Origin of the sequence: Marvinbryantia formatexigens DSM 14469 (genome assembly GCF_025148285.1) — a bacterium.
Classification (GTDB): Bacteria; Bacillota; Clostridia; order Lachnospirales; family Lachnospiraceae; genus Marvinbryantia; species Marvinbryantia formatexigens.
Genome location: NZ_CP102268.1, coordinates 1,976,793 through 1,995,290, shown reverse-complemented (window position 1 = coordinate 1,995,290; position 18,498 = coordinate 1,976,793). Strand labels below are relative to the sequence as shown.

The window sequence follows — 18,498 nt, the reverse complement described above, 5'->3', positions numbered from 1 at the left end:
ATATGCAAATGATTTTGATATTCATGCAGTTTGGATGTCATTTGGTGCAGAATCGGTTGTTTTTTATGAAAATATTATATAAAATAAATGAACTAAAATAAACAGGGAGGATATACCTATGAAGAAAAGATTAGCAGCAATTTTATCGCTGGCGCTGACGCTTGCGTGCGGAACAGGCGCTATGGCGAACACGGTGATTGACACAGATGATGGAGGTACAGCGAATACGGTACTCACTTATGGAGTAGACAGTTATTTCCAGGTAACGATTCCGGAGTCTGTGGAATTTAAAGCCGGGGAAACAGTAAAAACCGCCACTATTACGGTGGATAAAGACAGTCTGATTCCCATTGCTAACTATTTGACAGTTTCTCTGACAGCATCTGAAAATTATATGACTTCTTCTGTTCCGGCAGGCACGACGACCAGGTTCCGTCTGGCGGCATCCGGAAAATCTTCAACCAAAGAGTATGAGGTATATATTCCGTATACGATAAAAAGAATTATAAGCGATACGAGGAAAGATGAAGTAAGTCTGGGAAATAGTGCTTTAAGGAGAATTACTATGATTCCGCATACCCAGTTTGCAAGTGCGACGGAGGATATAACATATCCGCTGGAATTTACGCTTGTAGGAGAGCCGACAGCAGCAGGAAATTATACGGATACACTGACATTTACCGTTTCGCTTGTACCTTTCTCATAAATGGGCAGAAACGTATTCTATACTGGAAGAATACGTGCATTTATTTGGCTATAAACCAAAAACAAATGGAGGTACGGCGGTTATGAAAATGAAACGGGTGCTATGGACAGCGGCATTTTTAAGCAGCCTGTCCTGTGTCAGCATTGCTGCGGCGGACCTGCCGGAAGAGTATAAGATGGTTATTTCCGCCAGAATTGAGCCTTACTATACGGTGAATATTCCGGCGGATAAAGAGATTGCTTATGGAGCGCTCCGGACGGATATAGGTTCTGTGATATTGAAGGATGCGCTCCTGGAGATTGACCATGTGGTCCGGGTGGAGGCGCTCTGCGACGGCAATCTGGATAATGGAGAACAGAAGCTGCCCTACATGCTGTGCGCCGGAGAAGAAAGATTTCTGACGGCAGATTTTGAAAAAGAAGGGGAAGCGGTGCCGCTGACTGTGAAGATTGAGGAGGCGGACTGGAACCGGGCGGCGGCAGGAAGCTATGCAGATACGGTTACCTTCCGGGTAAGCTATGTGGAAAAGTAAGGGGGAGCGTATGAAAAAAATTTGGATTTGCCTGCTGGCGGCAGTGTGCGTACTGCTGGGTACGGTTGGCGCTGCAGCGCAGGATACGATTCTCACGACGACGGTTCCGGAAGAGCATACGATTACAGTAGACTGCGGCGAAGGCGGCAGTGTCCGGATCAATGGGAGTACCTATACGGGAACCTTTACATATAAGGTGGACAGACTGGGTTCTCTGACGATGGAAGTGATATCAGATAACGGATACGTATTTGAGAAAGCGACATCTGAGCCGGACAACTGGTTAGAGTCAGAGGGAAACCGGATTACTCTTGCGGGAGTATATGAGGATATCACTGTGACAATAAGATTTGCCGAAATTCCGATAGAGACAGAAACAGAAACCGAGACAGAAACCGAGACGGAAACCGAAACCGAAACGGAAACCGAGACAGAATCAGAAACTGAGACGGAGACAGAACCGCAGACAGAAACGGGAACCGAGACCGAGACGGAAACCGAAACGGAAACAGAATCAGAAACTGAGACGGAAACCGAAACCGAACCAGGTACGAAAAAACCGCAGCAGGGGAATTCCGGTTCCGGTCAGAACGGAGCAGGGAAAAACAGCTCTTCTGCTTCTGTGAAGACAGGGGACGGCAGTCGTGCAGGAATGTGGCTGATGCTTCTTCTGGTGTCCGGCGTAATAATCTGGAAGCTGACAGCTTTTAGAAGGCGTATTTAAGGAGGCAGTATGAACAGAAAAGACAGAAAACAAAATAAAAACTCTGCGAAACGGCTGAGTATGCTGCTGTCCATCTGCCTGCTGGCAGCAATGCTTCCGCAGTCTGTTTTCTCACAGGAAGAGACGCAGGAACTGTTTACAGAGAAACATACGGAGGCAGTAACGGAAGCGGCTGCGGTAAAATCAATAGAGCCAGCCACAGAGGCATCGGTGGAAAAACCGGCGGAGCCAGCTACAGAGGCGCCTGCGGAAAAACCGACGGAGGCAGTGACAGAAGCGCCTGCGCAGAAGCCGACGGAAAACACTACCGAGGCATCTTCGGAGCAGCAGGAAGGCGGTGCGGAGATATCTTCAGAACAAATGACAGAAGATGGCACGGAAGCGCCTGCGGAGACGGACACAGAGCCGATGACGAAAGAGTCTGAAGAAGGTGAAACCGAGACAGAAGTTTCCGATGAGAAGCCAAAAAAAGCTGCCGCGCAGACAAAGAGTGCGATTGCAGGTCTGTCAGGAGAAGCTGGAAAAGATTATGAACAGACAGGAACGCGGGAAATTACCGTTAAAGGAAATTGTGTTTTAGATGACATTATTGAATTTCAAGACTGGGCATTTGTGGTATCCGGAGGAATATTTTATGCGCGTGGTCAGGCTGACAGTATATTAGTGGATGGAGGAAAGCTGTATGTAGATTTTCCACACGGTACTATAGGGAAAATTACAGCAAACGGAAGTTCTTCTGTTCATATATATGGCGGCAATACAGGGACAATTAATCAGATAAATATTAACGGGCAAAGCTCTCTGTATGTAGCAAGCGGTGCAAAAGGAATTAATGAAGTAAATCTGAACACCTCAGGGGAAAATTTGGGATATGCCCTGGCAAACTTCGGAGGGGGCATTGGAAAATGCAATCTTTATCAGGGACATATCATGGATATGGGAACCATTACAAATCTTTACGCTAGCGGCGGAAAAGTGGATATTAAGAATGGAGATATGGTAGGAAGTCTGACAGCAGAGGGAAATGCCGTACTGGAAGTAGAGAATAATTTTACTTACCCCGTGGGAACCTGGAATATTGGCGGCAGTGCGGCCCTGAACAATTCTGGAGAACTTACGGGAACCTCTGCACTTGTGGAGATTTCGGGAAACGCTGTGCTTAATAATTATGGGAAAATTTCCAGAGTAAATGCCTTAGGCGGCACGGTAAATCTTTATGCGGGCAGTTCTGTCAGCAAAGAGATGAATATCATGGATGGAGCAGCGCTGCACAGCGAAATTTCTCCGGGAAAAGGAGCTGCCTGGTATATTTTCAAGAATGCGATTATTTCCGGTAATCTGGAAGGAAGCTGGGTGGAGGCTACTCTGGTGGGATGCAGTCTTTCATCAGACCCTGGCACGTCTGTAACGAAAATCGGAGACCGTATTTTTGCGAAAAATGGCGGAAATATTTATGTAGTAACGGAGGACGCGGTAGACCTATATAGCGTAAGTATTACGCCGGAACCGTCTTCCGGGGTGCAATGGTCTTACTATGATGGCGTTGAGATTAAAGTTGCTGCTCCTGCATATCCGTTTACGCTGACAGCTACCAAAAAGAGTACCGGCGAAGAAACACTGAAATATCAGATTGAAATTCCGCCGAAGGTATCGGCTGACGGAGGTACGATAAATCTGGATTGCAGCATGGAAGGAAAGGGTACGGTTACCGTATCTGTCAGTTCGGAAAAGGATTTCCGGCTGGTAAATACAGAAGATAGCAGCGCAGCGATTTCTTACTCTCTGAAAAAGCAGGGAGAGACGGAGCCTCTGACAGAGGGCAGTGCGGCGGCAAGCTTTACGGCGAGCGGCAGTCAGGCGCTGGTTCTTGCGGTGAATGGGACGGATTCCTATGTTCCGTCGGGCAATTATACAGATACTCTGACTTTCAGCGTCAGTACGGAGTAGGGAGGTTCTATGAAAAAGAAAACGGTAATTATTCTGCTGATTGTGGCGGTACTGCTCACAGCGGGAGTTACCTTTGCAGCGACAGGAATGTGGCAGAGGCAGACAGACAGCACCAGTGCAGGCGTTTCTACGGAAGAGGCGGAAAGCAGCACCTCTCTTGGCATTGATCCCGGCGTCGGGGCGGAGATAGAGACGGAAAGCGAAGCGGAAGAACGGGGCGTTGCAATTCCGGGCTGGGGCAGCATTACGCTTCCGGCTGGCGAAACGGAGGCGAACGTATCGCTGACAAACCCGGAAGACAACGCGGATATGTATTATCTCACCTTCGAATTGCGTCTGAAAGAGACTGATGAAGTGATTTTCAGTACGACACTGGTACCGCCGGGAGAAAGCTGCAACAAGGTAACGCTGAACCGTGAACTGGAAGCGGGCGAATACGAGGCAGTGCTTCATGTCCAGCCTTACCGGATGGCGGATGAGACGCCGACGAATAACGCAGATATGGAAACAACCTTAATTGTAAAATAAAAAGGGAGGACGTTCTTTATGAAGAAAAATGTATTAAAAACCTTATCACTGGCATTGGTGGCTGCAGGAAGTATTTCTATGATGGCGTCGGCTGCAACGGTGGACCAGGACAACCAGACCAGCAGCACAACAGTGACGTACTCCATGCCGAGCAGCTATACAGTGACAATACCGGAAGCGGTAAAAATCGGGGAGGATGGCACCGGAACCGGAGAAGTGAGCATTGCAGCAAATCCGATATTACCGGCAGGACAGGAATATGTACAGGTGCAGATAGACAAGGGAAAACACTGGACGAATTCGACATGGTCTATGATGATACTGGATGAAAATGGAAAAGCACTAGGAAAGGAATTACGGTATTGGATTACCAAGACGGGAACGTGGAAAACCGTATATGAAAATACGCCGCTGCTGGAGCTCAAGAAGGGGTCGGCAGTGGGCGCTTCTACTACACTTACCTTTGCGCTGGAAGAAAAGCCGACGACTTCCGGAGATTATACGGATACGCTCACATTTATGGTAAAATTATCGGAAAATTCCAGTAAGTATGCTCAGTAAAAATAATAATTGAAAAAGAGGACTTTCCGGCAGAGCATCGGGAAGTCCTTTTTATGCAATATCCCTTTAAAGGTCCGAAACTATTATTTTTTAAATTGTTCTATGATACATTGATGCTTTTTTATTTTTTTATCGTAGCTGATGCCAACCAACAGAATATTTCCGGTGTATTCACTTAGAGCGCCTGCGTAATTTCGTTCTTTAATCTGTTGAATTGCTCCTTTGCAGGATTGATTCCATTTTAACTCTATGATAAGGGCGGGCTTATCGGTATGTTTTTGTGGGAGAAAAACAATGTCCGCAAATCCTTTTCCAGAAGGAAGTTCTCTAATCAGAGTATAATCTTTCTGCGCTGCATAATAAGCAATGGTAATTACGCAGCTAAGAGAATTTTCATTATTGTAAGAGAGTATAGAGGTATTTGCAGAATGAATCTTATCAATTCCTTCTGCAACTGCCGCTGCATCCTGTCGGAGTGTGGCTTCCAGCAGCTCGTCTGAGGTACGGAGAGCAGCAGAAATACCGTCCCATCCGCTGTATTCTACAGCATTTTTAAATTCGTCCGCTACTTCCTGGTTTGGAATATACACCTCTTTTTTCTCTGAATCATAGGCAAGGTATCCAAGATGTACAAGTAAGGTAAGCACGTCATCTCTACTGTTGATGCTTAAAATATCATTCTGGAATGTTCTCGTATTGATTTTACAGCGTTCTCCGCCTAACATAGAGATAATGGCATCCCGGAGTCCGTCCAGATTCAGACAAATATAATATTTCAGAGATTCGTACGTTTCTGTTTCTGTCCAGTAATCGCTGAATTCTTCGCTATTAATCGCCTGCACGATGGAGTTTGGGCTATACACAGACTTTTGCCGGCTAAAGGAATAACCGTCATACCATTTCTTTGCTTCTGCAAAATCCATTCCATATTTCTGACAGAGTTGCATTACCTCGTTTTCCGTAAATCCCACGTACTCGGCAAGTTTTTTTGGCTGGAGCATGGTATATTCCCGGAAATCCGTCAGCGCCGATTGTGTTCCATATTTTTTTATTGGAAGAATGCCTGTCATATAGGCGGCTTCTATCATTTTATCCGTAAGGCTGCTTTTAAATAATCCGCGGAGAAGCTGAAGATATTCCATCTGCAAATTTGTATTATCCTTTGCTTCCCGGAATAATGCGTCCCATTCGTCGATAATGATAATAAATCGATGTCCCGTCATTTCTGCAATCCTGGCGAGTACAAGCGGAAGAGAGGAATCTTTTTCGACAGAAGTATAAACGCTGCATAATTCTTCTGTTACCTGTTCTTGAAGATAGGAGACAGTATTGTTTATATCCCGTTCCGTGGAAATAAACCATGTGATATCCAGGTAGATTACATCATATTTATTGAGGTAATGTCCAAACATAGGGTCTGCTGCAATTTTTAAGTCAGAAAATAAGCTTTTTGAATCGCAGCTTTTATCATAGTACGCGCAGAGCATTTGTGTCGCAAATGATTTTCCAAACCGTCTCGGACGACTGACGCACGTTAATTTATCCTTTGTTCCAAGAGTATTGTTAATAAACGAAATCAGACCGGATTTATCAACATAAAGTCCCTTTCGCACAGACTGGAAACCTGCGTTTCCAATATTCAGATACATTCCCATAATAAATATTCCTTTCAGAAATCACAACTATTAAACGATTACCAGCTGTTTCAATTATAGCATGAAAGTGCAGACAAGTCATTTCTTTTCTGGCGACAATTTGTCACATAAGAGTTCCTGTCTGCATGGTTGGCAGGAGTGATATTTTGGCGGAAAAGCACGTTTTGATTTTGACGACGACATATGATTTTGCGGGAAAGTTTGAGCTGGAAAATGTAAAAATTCTGAGGAAGCGAAAAAGAAAATAGAGGAGATTTAAGAACGTGATTCAGGTGTGAGCAGTTTCCATCCGCGAAGCGAATGTTAAATGGATTTGCGGAGGTTGCTGTGGACGAAGTGGACAGTAATCAGGAGGCAGCCACAGAAGGGGCGGGATGAAAAATCCGGTTGTGAAAAAACAGGTGAAAGGTTATAATGTAAATAAAAAACGCAAATCCGGGGACAGAATTGTATATGACAGGGAGAGAGTACAGATGATAAATTGCATAGTGGTGGGAATTGGCGGCTTTGCCGGTGCTGTAATGAGGTATCTGATTGGTCTTATTCCGATTAATCCGGAAAATGGATTTCCGGTCAAGACATTCTGCATTAATGTGGCGGGAGCCTTTGTTATCGGTCTGGTTGCTGCTCTGGGAACCAGAAATTCATGGAATCCAAGGCTGATTTTGTTTTTGAAAGTTGGTTTGTGCGGAGGTTTTACGACGTTTTCCTCTTTTGCACTGGAGACAGACCAGATGATAGCGAAGGGTCAGACCGTGACAGCGGCTCTATACGTTATTTTAAGTCTGTGCGCAGGGATGCTGGCGGTGTCTGCCGCACAGAATATATTTGGGAGGGTGTAAGATGAAGTATAAATTCTGGGGCTGGGAGCAGGCGGATGTTCAAGCGATAACAGAGCAGTACAGAGGGATACATACGCCTCTGGATTTGTATGATGCGCTTTCTGAAATCTGGTGTGCGGATACCTGCGCGCCAAGAATGCGGCAGAGCTGGACGCCGGGGAACAGGACGCTGGGGCAATGCTCCATTACGGCATTTCTGGCGCAGGATATTTTCGGCGGAAAGGTGTACGGCGTGCCGCGTCCGGGCGGCAATTTTCACTGCTATAATGTGGTGGGAGACTGCCGGTTTGATTTGACGAGCGAGCAGTTTGGCGATGAAGCTCTGGTGTACGAAAATAATCCGGAGCAGTTCCGGGAGGTACATTTTGCAAAAGAAGAAAAGCGGCTGAGGTACGAATATCTGAAAAGAGAGCTGGAGAAATTGTGCAGCGGGCGCTGAGAGGCTGTGAACGGAGAAAACGGCAGCGGCGCTGAGAGGCTGTGAACGGAGGGAACAACAGCGGCGTTGACATCCCGTTAGGCGTCGGAGCGGCCGACGCATCAATAAAATTATATTCAGACCACAGGTGGTGTTTTTATGGGACACCTGATCCTTTAAACTGTCTATAACAGAAAAAGATAGTAAAGGAGCGGTGAATCATGAAAGGATACAATACGGAAAACGGTTATATGGGATATGTGGACGGAGGATACCGGCTGTTCGCCAGCGAAGCGGATTATATGGAATGGCTGGAGGATTAGCAAAAATGATGCGGTATGCGCCGTATTTTTATGCTGACGGGATTGCAGAAAAATGTGCCTGATGCTTCCTGGTTTCATGCCGCGCTATCTAACAGTGGGGAGGAAAAGTATCATGCCGCGGGGAACCAATCAGAAATTTAAACTATACCGTCTGGCGCAGATTATGCTGGAGAGGACGGATGAGGAGCATTATATTACCATGCCGGAAATCATAGCTGCGCTTGAAGAATATGAAATCACGGCGGACCGCAAAAGTATCTATAACGATTTGCGGGATTTGGAAGTGCTTGGAATAGAAGTGGAGGGCGAGCCGTCCGGGAACCGGTATCATTATCATGTGGTGAGCCGTCCATTTGAGCTGCCGGAGCTGAAATTGCTGGTCGATGCAATCCAGTCCTCAAAGTTTATTACCGAGCGGAAAACGAACGCCCTGATTAAGAAGCTGGAAAAGATGGTCAGCATGTATGAGGCGGGAAAGCTGCAGCGGCAGGTCTATGTGTCCGGGCGGATTAAGACCATGAACGAAAGCATTTATTATACCGTGGACGCGATTCACAATGCGATTTCGGAAAATAAGAAAATCCGTTTCCAGTATTTTCAATGGAACGTGAAAAAGGAAATGGAGCTGCGCCATAACGGCGCCTGGTATCATGTCAGCCCTTGGGGACTTTCCTGGGATAATGAAAACTATTATCTGGTGGGATACGACGCCGGCGTACAGCAAATCAGGCATTACCGGGTTGACAAAATGCTTCATATCCAGATGTCTGAGGAGGACCGGGAGGGAAAAGAGTATTTAAGCAGGCTGAACATGGCGGATTATACCAGGAAAAGCTTCGGAATGTTCGGCGGCAGAGAACGGGAAGTAAAGCTGCTGGTGGAAAATAATCTTGCCGGAGTTATCATAGACCGGTTCGGAAAAGATGTTATGATGATTCCGGCGGATGAAAATCATTTCACGGTAAATGTGACGGTGCGTGTCAGCAGCCAGTTTTTTGGATGGATTTTTTCACTGGGCGAAGGTGTAAAGATTCTGGCTCCGGCTGACGTGGCGGCGCAGATGAAAGAGACGCTCGCGCGGCTGCTGGGTCAGTATGAGTAAACAGATGGGGAAGCGGAGTCTTTGATTTCAGAAAGTATAGGTGTGACAGGAAATGGCATCAGATAGAACGAAGGAATTATACAATGTTTTACTGGACAGGGGGTATCCGAAAGAATTTTGCGCGGAGATAGCATACAAACATTTGAATACGGATTATACCGCTACCAGAATGCTGGGTTATCTGTATCGGATGACCGACCCGAAGCTGGAGGATCTGGTAGATGAAATGCTGGCAATTTTAAGTGACAGAAACCAGATTATTCAGAAAAAAGAATCGGAGCACGCGCAGGCGGCGATTAGTGAAATATACAGGAATGGATTGTGATTTTTGAATTGTGAGTGAAAAAGAAAATATGAACAAAACAATAGATTATTATAACCAGAATGCTGCCGATTTTATTGCGGGGACTGTCGCGGTAGATTTTACAGAAACGCAGGAGCAGTTCCGGCAGCTTTTGCCGCCGGGCGCGTTTCTTCTGGATTTTGGCTGCGGCTCCGGCAGAGATACGAAATATTTCCTGAAGCAGGGGTTTTTCGTGGAGGCGACAGATGGCTCGCGGGAAATCTGCAGGACTGCGGAAAAATTTACTGGGATTCCGGTGCGGCAGATGCTGTTTGAAGAACTGGATGAGAAAGAAAAATATGATGGTATCTGGGCGTGCGCATCGATTCTTCATCTTCCAAAGAAGAAGCTGCCGGATGTTCTGCAGAAAATGTGCAATGCCCTGAAAATGCGCGGGGTAATTTACACGTCGTTTAAGTATGGTTTTTTTGAGGGAGAGCGCGTCGGCAGATATTTCACGTATTTCACAGAGGAGAGCTTTAAAGAAATTCTGGCACAGGTACATGGGCTGGAAATCGAGAAAACATGGATTTCCGGGGATGCCAGAGCCGGACGGGAAAATGAGCGGTGGCTGAACGTGATTCTGCGGAAAAGATAAATATACACTGGCTTCGTCAGACTTTAACATGGTGAAAAGGAACTGGAATGTAATGATTCTCAGTTGCACTAGAATTTGTACAGCGATTCTAGTACCTTTCCACTTTTTTTCTCCGGCGATTTTTATTTATACTAGAGGTACATAGAATACATAAAAATCCAGAGAAAGGGAAAAGAGATGAAGAGAAAAGAGTTGTTAAGAAGGGCTTCGGTAGCAGGTCTGGCAGCGATCGTGGCAGTGGGTACAAGCGCGTGCCAGCAGACGAAGAAGGAAACCGGGGCGCCGACGGAAGCAGTGACGGAGGCGGCAGCAACCGATGCAGCGCAGGTGGAAACCGAAGCCAGGGAAACGGAAGCCGCGGCGGAAACGGAGACGGCAGCCGAAGCGGTGGCAGCGGCGGAAGAGACAGCAGCTGAAGCGGCAGAAGAAGCGAAAACTGACGCGGACGGCGCCGCAGCGAGCCGCTACCAGGTAACGGAAGAAAACCAGAACAGGGAGCTGGTGATGAACGATCAGCCGGAATCCTCCTACTGGTTCCCGGAGCAGCTTCTTGAGTGGAATGCAGAAGAGGATAAGGATCTGGAGTACAATGTCAGCACGGTTCCGTTGGCAAAGCGTGTGGATAAGGAAAATCTGACTCCGGTAAACAGCACGCAGAACACGGACACGAAGGTGATGGCGATTTCCATCATGAACTCCAGCACAAGCGGAAACGCGCCGCATGGTCTTAATTCTGCAAATTGCAACATTTTTACCTATTGGCAGTATGTGGATGAGCTGGTGTACTGGGGAGGCTCTTCGGGAGAAGGCCTGATCGTTCCGCCAAGCCCGGATGTGACAGATTTAGGACACAAGAACGGCGTTCCGGTAATTGGTACTGTATTCTTCCCGCAGGGCGTTGCCGGCGGTAAGATGGAGTGGCTGGATACCTTCCTCTCGCAGGATGCGGACGGAAACTTCCCGGTGGCGGACAAGCTGATCGAGGCGGCGCAGACCTATGGCTTTGACGGCTGGTTCATTAACCAGGAGACGGAAGGAACAGAGGAGGAGCCGCTGACGAAGGAATATGCGGATACCATGCAGCTCTTCATCAAATACTTTAAGGAAAAAGCGCCGGATCTGCGTCTGGTTTACTATGATTCCATGACGGTGGACGGCGAGATGGACTGGCAGAACGCGCTGACAGACAAAAACGCGGCATATCTGGTTGACGAAGAAGGCAACGCGGTTGCAGATGAAATGTTCTTAAACTTCTGGTGGACAGATGAGGAACTGGCGGATGAAAAGCTGCTGGAGGCATCTGCAGAAAAGGCAGCAGAGCTTGCTATCGATCCGTATGATCTTTATGCGGGCATTGACGTGCAGGCAAACGGCTACAACACACCGATCCGCTGGGATCTGTTTGCAAACGAGGACGGAACAAGCCATACTTCCCTCGGTATTTATTGTCCGAGCTGGGCATATTTCTCCGCTTCCACGCTGGATGGTTTCCACAAGAATGAAAACACCCTCTGGGTAAACAGTAAGCGCGATCCGTCTGCAGAGATGGAATATACTTCTGCAGATCAGTGGCACGGCGTTTCTGCCTATGTAATAGAGAAATCGGGATTTGAAAGGAGGAATTGAAAATGCTTTTTGATTTTTTTAGTGCGGCATTTCCATGGATATTACTGGGATTATTTGTTGCATTTGCCTGTGCCTATTTTGGTAAAAAGAAAGGTTAATTCCCGTTTGTCGGGAAGTTGTAGAGAGCGTAAAATCGGAATTTATGGTAATTCCGGTGAATGAACTGCTCACGGAAGGCGAAGGCGTGACCGTATCTATGGAATGGCCAGACAACAGCCTGCCGAAGGCGGGGCTGACTGCCTCCCAGACGCTGGTGGGACCGGGAAGCACCGTAACCTTTACAAGCAGCTGCTCGCAGAATACCGAGAGTGTTGCATGGTCAATGCCGGGCGCAGGCGAGGAGACAGCAGAGGGCGAAACGGTAAGCGTTATTTATGAAAACGAGGGCGTTTACGATGTGACAGTAACCGCAAAGAACTCCTCCGGAGAGGAAGAAAAGACCTTCAGCGGACTGATCGTTGTTTCTGCAGAGCTTGAGAAAGACGGAGCGCTGACACTATTATCCCAGGGCAAGGAAGTAGAAGCGACTGCTTACGTAAATGATAACGAGGCACCGCCTTTCGCAGTGGACGGCGACGTAACAAAAAAATGGTGCGCAACCGGCACACCGCCTCATGAGCTGACGATTGATCTCGGTGAGGAAGCGGCAGTCAGCCAGGTGAAGATTTCCCATGCAGAAGCAGGCGGAGAGAGCGCTGACATGAACACGAAGGCGTACACCATTCTGGTAAGCAGCGACGGTCTTTCCTTTAACGAGGTGGCGTCCGTCACAAAGAACACGAAGGGTGAAACGCTCGATACCTTTGCACCGGTAAATGCAAGATATGTGAAATTATCGGTAGTGAAGCCGACGCAGGGTTCCGACACGGCAGCACGTATCTATGAGGTAGAGGTGTACGGCACCGAAACCACACTTGACGCGGCTTCTGAGACTGAGTAATATGTGATTACAAGGGTGCGCTGCAGTCTGCCGGGGAGGGCTTTTTCACAGGAAACGGCAGGGCTGCGGCGCAGGAAAAAACCGGGAAAGGATGAAGGAAAAGGGCATGACAGAGAAGAGGAAAAACGGGCAGATTCCGGAAGCAATTAATCACATACTGGATACCGTAAAAGAGATATTTGCGCAGGAGCCGCAGGTATATGAGACATTTAAAAACTGCTACACAAATACGCTGGATACGGCTGTTCATCATATGAAGGACAATACGGTGTACATTGTCACGGGAGATATTCCTGCCATGTGGCTGCGTGACTCGGCAGCCTCCCTGCGTCCCTATCTGATTCCGGCAAAGGAGGACAAAGAAATCGCCGATATTCTGGTGGGTGCGGCGCAGCGGCAGGCGGCGTACATCTGCATCGACCCCTATGCAAATGCCTTTAATGCGGAGCCGAACGGCAACTGCTGGGAGAAGGACGAGACGGAAATGAATGACTGGCTCTGGGAGCGCAAATATGAGGTGGATTCCCTTTGTTATCCCATCCAGTTTGCTTATCTTATCTGGAAAAACACCGGCAGAACCGACCAGTTCACCCGTTCCTTTGCGGAGGCGGCGTGGAAAATTCTCACGGTGTTCCGCACGGAGCAGTACCACGAGGAAAAGTCGGGCTACCGCTTCACCAGAAGAAATACGTATTACACGGATACTCTGTCCAGGGATGGAAAGGGTCCGCTGGCAAAGCAGGGCATCGGGATGACCTGGTCGGGATTCCGCCCAAGCGATGACGCCTGCACCTACGGATATCTGATCCCATCCAATATGTTTGCGGTAGTCGTGCTTGGCTATCTTGAGGAGATTGCCCGCGACGTGCTGAAAATTCCGGATATGGCGCGGGAGGCGGCAGTGCTGAAGGAAGAAATTTACGAGGGCATTGAAAAATACGGCATTACCCGCAAAGAAGGATTCGGAGAGGTGTATGCATACGAGGCGGACGGCTTTGGCGAATTCAATCTGATGGACGACGCCAACGTGCCGAGCCTTTTGTCGATGGATTATCTCGGCTACCGAGGGCGCAGCCGCGAAGTGGCGGAAAATACGAGACGAATGATTTTAAGCGAGACGAATCCCTTCTACTATAAAGGGGAAAAGGCGGCGGGAATCGGCAGCCCGCATACGCCAGCCGGATATATCTGGCATATTGCATTATGTATGCGGGGGCTTACCGCACAGACGGCGGAGAAAAAGAGGCAGATGATCATGCTTGCCGTCTCCACGGACGGCGGTAAAAATCTGATGCATGAGGGCTTCTGCGCAGACGATGACACAAAGTATACAAGGGAATGGTTTACCTGGGCAAATGCGATGTTCAGCGAACTTGTGATGGATTATTGCGGATATAAGATAGAAAAAGAAACGCATGTATCATGCGGTATGACAGAATAAGGAGGCAGCTATGTTTTTAACAGACAGAAAACTGGAGAGACGGATTACGGAACTGCAGGAGTATCGCTACCGCGACATTATCCGTCTGGAAAAATTTGCAGTAAAGGAAGATACCGGGGGCGTGGTAAACCCGGCGCTTCCGACATCCTTTGAGGGGTGGGATACCCTGCGCACAGGAGATACCTGGAAGGGACGCGACCGTTTCCTGTGGATGCATAAGGAAATCCCGGTTCCGGCAGAGTGGAAGGGCAGAAAGATTGTCGGAATTTTTGACTTTGGAAATACCGGTGCGGGAAACAACTCCGGCTTTGAATCCATGCTGTACTTAAACGGCAGCATGTATCAGGGCGTGGATGTAAATCATAAAGAAGCATTTTTTGAGGACACAAACTGCGGAAAGGTGCTGGATGTCACTTTCCGCCTCTGGTCCGGTCTGGAGGGCGGCGGCGTGCCGACTGAGCAGGAGCACCGCATTGCGCGCGCAGATCTGGCGTGGCTGGATGAGCAGGTGGACGACTTCTATTACATGGCGCAGATGGTATGGGAGACGCTTGGACAGTTAAATGAGTTTGATCCGATCCAGCACGATCTGCGCAGGGCGCTCGACGAGGCGTGCCACTGCATCGACTGGTCCTATCCGGGGAGCGATGCATTCTACGAGAGCGTTCACGAGGCGGATGTTCTCTTAAACGAAGCAATCGACGGCATGAACAAAAACAGCTCCGTGAACGTGAGCTGCGTGGGACACACGCACATCGACATGGCGTGGCTGTGGCGTCTGAAGCATACCAGAGAGAAAGGCTCACGCTCCTTCTCAACAGTACTTCGTCTGATGAAGCAGTACCCGGAATACATTTTCCTGCAGACACAGCCGCAGATCTATGAATATATGAAGGAAGATTTCCCGGAGATTTACGCGCAGATCAAGGAGCGCGTGGCGGAGGGACGCTGGGAAGCGGACGGCGCAATGTGGGTGGAGGCGGACTGCAACCTCACCAGCGGCGAGTCGCTCACCAGACAGATTCTGCTCGGAAGCAAATTTATCAGGGATGAATTTGGCAAAGAGGTGGAATATCTCTGGCTTCCGGATGTGTTCGGCTATTCCTGGGCGCTGCCTCAGATTCTGAAAAAAGCGGGCATCAATACCTTTATGACGACAAAAATAAGCTGGAATCAGTACAACCGTATGCCGCACGACACTTTTATGTGGAAGGGCATCGACGGCAGCGAAGTGCTGACGCACTTTATCACGACACCGGATCCGTGGAGCGAGCCGGGATCCTGGTTTTACACCTACAACGGCAAGCTGACGCCGAAGACGGTAAAGGGCACCTGGGAGGCATACAGCGAGAAGCAGATGAATAAGGATCTGCTGATCTCCTTCGGTTATGGCGACGGAGGCGGCGGCGTAAACCGTGATATGCTGGAGAACCGCAGAAGGATCGACAAAATTCCGGGATTGCCGAATCTGAAGATCACAACGGCGGCGGAATATTTCCGCAAGCTGCATGAGACGGTGGAGGAAACGGACCAGTACGTGCACACCTGGGACGGAGAGCTGTATCTGGAATACCACAGAGGCACCTACACCAGCCAGGGCTACAACAAGCGCATGAACCGCAAAATGGAGCTTCTCTACCGGAGAGCGGAGTGGCTGACCGCGATGGACGCTGTGAGCAAGGGCAGTATTGCAGAGGCAAAACAGGAGGAGCTGACGAAGGGCTGGAAGCATATCCTCACCGACCAGTTCCACGATATCATTCCGGGTTCCTCCATCCACGAGGTATACGAGGATTCCAGGAAGGATTACGAATACATTGAAAGCGTTGCGCAGGGCGTATGCCGGGGAGCGCTGGCGGATCTGCTGGAGGAGAAGCAGGATGCCTGGACGGTATTTAACGCTTCCGCATGGACGGCGGGTGGAATTGTGGAGATTCCGAATGCCCGTGCGGGTGTTTACTGCGATGCAGACGGCAATGAGCTTACCGCGCAGCAGGCGGGAGACGTCACCTACGTGGAGGTGAAGGACGTCCCGGCGATGGGTACGGCAGCGATTTTCTTTAAGGAGCAGGCTCCGGCGGAGACGAAGGCAGCCTTTACCATCAACGGAAGAGATATTGAGACGCCGTACTACAGTATTTCCCTGAACGGCTATGGACAGATCACACGGCTGTTTGACAAGACCTTCGGGCGTGAGGTGCTTCCAAAGGGCGAGCGCGCGAACGTGCTGCAGATGTTCGAGGATAAGCCGCTCGACAACGACGCCTGGGATATCGACATTTTTTATCAGCAGAAGATGCGCGAGATCACCGATCTGACAAAGTTTGAGGTAACGGAGTGCGGCGCGCTGCAGATGAAGATTCATATGGAGTGGAATTACATGAGCTCCTTCATCGCACAGGATATGGTGCTCTACAGCGACAGCAGAAGAATCGACTTTAAGACGTTCGTGGATTACCATGAGCAGCATCAGCTCATGAAAGCAGCATTCCCGGTAGACATCCGCTCTACTTACGGAACATACGATGTGCAGTATGGCAATGTGAGACGTCCGAACCACTGGAATACAAGCTGGGATCAGGCGCGGTTTGAGAGCGTGGCGCATCGCTGGGCGGATCTGTCCGAGAGAAATTATGGCGTCAGCCTCTTAAATGATTGCAAGTACGGTCATGACATCAAGGACAATGTGATACGTATCAGTCTGCTGAAAGCAGGCACGCACCCGGATCACCTGCAGGATCAGGGACAGCACGTATTCACCTACGCGCTCCTTCCGCATGGCGGAGATTTCGTGGAAGGAAACGTGGTGCAGGAGGCATATGCGCTGAACGATCCGATGCAGACGGCGGAGGGCGTCTGCACCTTTGGAGCGGAAAGCTTCGTAACCTTCGACAACGATCAGGTGGAGCTGGACGCAGTGAAGAAATCCGAGGATGGAAAATATCTCGTTATCCGCTTCCACGAGTTTGCAGGCTCCGCGCAGAAAGTGACGATGCGTCCGGGCTTTGCTTTCCGGGAATGGACAGAGTGCGATCTGCGTGAGCGTCCTCTTGGTGAATGGTCGCAGGAGAAGGAGGTTGTACTTTCATTGCACGCCTATGAAATCAAGACAATTTTGATCTCTTTATAACTTTTTTTTCAAAAGAGCTGGTGCAAACTGGCTCTTTCTTTGCAATATGTACTTTTCATATAATATGTTGATAAATAAGAGCCTTTGTGATAATATGGTTTTATCTAAAATTCAAAGCAGTTCTGCTGAACATTTTCCGGAAGAAATTGACGAGAAAAGTTATATGAGGAGGTTACTATTTGTCTGATTCAATTAATTGGCATGATTTTTTCATGTCCGGCTTACAGATTCAGTTAGAATCCTACAGGGATATTCTGACATTTGAATCGGAGTTTGTTTTAAACAGGCAGTCCAGACGTATTGACTGCCTTATCACAAAGAAACCGGATGCGCCGCCGATTGATTCTGCAATCGCCCGGAACTTCAGGCAATATAATCTGATCGATTATAAAGGTCCCGGTGAAAGTATGAGCATTATCAATTATTACAAGGTATTATCGTATGCATACAGTCTCCCGGAGCATATTGGGTTTTCCAGCGTGCTGGATCAATTATTCATAATGCTGGTTACACATTATTATCCGCGTAATCTCATAAAGCATATTCAAAAAAAGTTGCCTTTTGCTATTGAAAAAATTGCTCCGGGGATGTATGATATACATACAGAACCAATGCCGGTACAGCTTGTCGTTCTGCCGCAGCTTTCAGCAGATGAATATATGTGGCTGCGGTGCCTTACAAATGAGCTGACACCGGGGATTCCGTTACAGAAACTTGCAGATTCGTATGCATTACATAAAGAGGAATCACTGTATCAGAAATTTATGAATGCATTCATCAGGGCAAACCGGATAGAGAAGGGAGCTGAAATATCTATGTGTGAAGCATTATATGAATTGTTTGCAGATGAGCTGATCAGGCGGGAGATAAAAGGAAAAAATGAGGGAAGAGATGAGGGTCGGGCCGAGGGCATGAGGAGACTTTCGGAACTGAACCTTAAATTAATATCAGAAAACCGTATTCCGGAGCTTGCCAAAGCAGCGTCTGATCCGGCATACCGCGAGGAACTGCTGCTGCAGTATCAGTTATAAGAAGAAAAATGTCTAAAGATTGCGAAATTTTTTTATGCGAAAGCTGTATAA

At 48.3% G+C, this 18,498-nt stretch carries 17 protein-coding genes; 16 read left to right on the top strand and 1 reads right to left on the bottom strand.

All coding sequences use genetic code 11. The features are described from left to right. The first annotated feature begins 118 nt into the window (after nt 1-118). From NQ534_RS09540 to NQ534_RS09515, 6 genes are all read left to right on the top strand, one after another. Nucleotides 119-706: a hypothetical protein gene (locus NQ534_RS09540; RefSeq protein ID WP_006863057.1), complete on the top strand. Its 588-nt coding sequence runs from the start codon at nt 119-121 to the stop codon at nt 704-706. A gap of 82 nt (nt 707-788) precedes the next feature. Further along, a complete protein-coding gene (locus tag NQ534_RS09535; protein WP_006863058.1) occupies nt 789-1,238 on the top strand; it encodes a hypothetical protein in 450 nt (149 codons plus the stop codon). 10 nt (nt 1,239-1,248) lie between these two features. Beyond that, nucleotides 1,249-1,962 carry a hypothetical protein gene (locus NQ534_RS09530; RefSeq protein WP_143115801.1) on the top strand — a complete coding sequence of 238 codons (714 nt, stop codon included), beginning with the start codon at nt 1,249-1,251 and terminating at the stop codon, nt 1,960-1,962. 9 nt (nt 1,963-1,971) lie between these two features. Beyond that, entirely contained in the window at nt 1,972-3,909 is a 1,938-nt protein-coding gene (locus NQ534_RS09525) for a hypothetical protein (protein ID WP_006863060.1), read from the top strand. Between the two features lie 9 nt (nt 3,910-3,918). After that, nucleotides 3,919-4,437 carry a hypothetical protein gene (locus tag NQ534_RS09520; RefSeq protein WP_006863061.1) on the top strand — a complete coding sequence of 173 codons (519 nt, stop codon included), beginning with the start codon at nt 3,919-3,921 and terminating at the stop codon, nt 4,435-4,437. An 18-nt stretch (nt 4,438-4,455) separates the two neighbouring features. Beyond that, nucleotides 4,456-4,998 (top strand): hypothetical protein, encoded by a 543-nt coding sequence (locus NQ534_RS09515; protein WP_006863062.1) that lies wholly within the window; start codon nt 4,456-4,458, stop codon nt 4,996-4,998. Nucleotides 4,999-5,081: 83 nt separating this feature from the next. Here the strand turns inward: NQ534_RS09515 and NQ534_RS09510 are convergent, their stop codons facing one another. After that, entirely contained in the window at nt 5,082-6,653 is a 1,572-nt protein-coding gene (locus tag NQ534_RS09510; RefSeq protein WP_006863063.1) for an AAA family ATPase, read from the bottom strand. Nucleotides 6,654-7,027: 374 nt separating this feature from the next. Here NQ534_RS09510 and crcB point away from each other — a divergent pair, with 374 nt between their 5' ends. The 10 genes from crcB (at nt 7,028) to NQ534_RS09460 (ending at nt 18,447) form a co-directional block, all read left to right on the top strand. Further along, a complete protein-coding gene (gene crcB / locus NQ534_RS09505; RefSeq protein ID WP_006863065.1) occupies nt 7,028-7,495 on the top strand; it encodes a fluoride efflux transporter CrcB in 468 nt (155 codons plus the stop codon). 1 nt (nt 7,496) lies between these two features. After that, on the top strand, nt 7,497-7,934 hold the full coding sequence (locus NQ534_RS09500; protein WP_006863066.1) for a YunG family protein: 438 nt from the start codon (nt 7,497-7,499) through the stop codon (nt 7,932-7,934). Between the two features lie 414 nt (nt 7,935-8,348). Then, nucleotides 8,349-9,338: a helix-turn-helix transcriptional regulator gene (locus NQ534_RS09495; RefSeq protein ID WP_040784259.1), complete on the top strand. Its 990-nt coding sequence runs from the start codon at nt 8,349-8,351 to the stop codon at nt 9,336-9,338. A gap of 52 nt (nt 9,339-9,390) precedes the next feature. After that, a complete protein-coding gene (locus NQ534_RS09490) occupies nt 9,391-9,663 on the top strand; it encodes a hypothetical protein (RefSeq protein WP_006863069.1) in 273 nt (90 codons plus the stop codon). Between the two features lie 28 nt (nt 9,664-9,691). Next, nucleotides 9,692-10,279, top strand: coding sequence for a class I SAM-dependent methyltransferase (locus NQ534_RS09485; protein WP_006863070.1), 588 nt, complete (start codon nt 9,692-9,694; stop codon nt 10,277-10,279). A 177-nt stretch (nt 10,280-10,456) separates the two neighbouring features. Next, nucleotides 10,457-11,905, top strand: a complete 1,449-nt coding sequence (locus NQ534_RS09480; RefSeq protein ID WP_006863071.1) for an endo-beta-N-acetylglucosaminidase — start codon at nt 10,457-10,459, stop codon at nt 11,903-11,905. 142 nt (nt 11,906-12,047) lie between these two features. Then, nucleotides 12,048-12,845 carry a discoidin domain-containing protein gene (locus NQ534_RS09475; protein WP_006863072.1) on the top strand — a complete coding sequence of 266 codons (798 nt, stop codon included), beginning with the start codon at nt 12,048-12,050 and terminating at the stop codon, nt 12,843-12,845. Nucleotides 12,846-12,951: 106 nt separating this feature from the next. Continuing rightward, a complete protein-coding gene (locus NQ534_RS09470; RefSeq protein WP_040784333.1) occupies nt 12,952-14,286 on the top strand; it encodes a glycoside hydrolase family 125 protein in 1,335 nt (444 codons plus the stop codon). Nucleotides 14,287-14,296: 10 nt separating this feature from the next. Then, nucleotides 14,297-17,416: an alpha-mannosidase gene (locus tag NQ534_RS09465; protein WP_006863074.1), complete on the top strand. Its 3,120-nt coding sequence runs from the start codon at nt 14,297-14,299 to the stop codon at nt 17,414-17,416. 179 nt (nt 17,417-17,595) lie between these two features. Further along, on the top strand, nt 17,596-18,447 hold the full coding sequence (locus NQ534_RS09460) for a hypothetical protein (protein WP_040784281.1): 852 nt from the start codon (nt 17,596-17,598) through the stop codon (nt 18,445-18,447). The last annotated feature ends 51 nt before the right edge of the window (nt 18,448-18,498 follow it).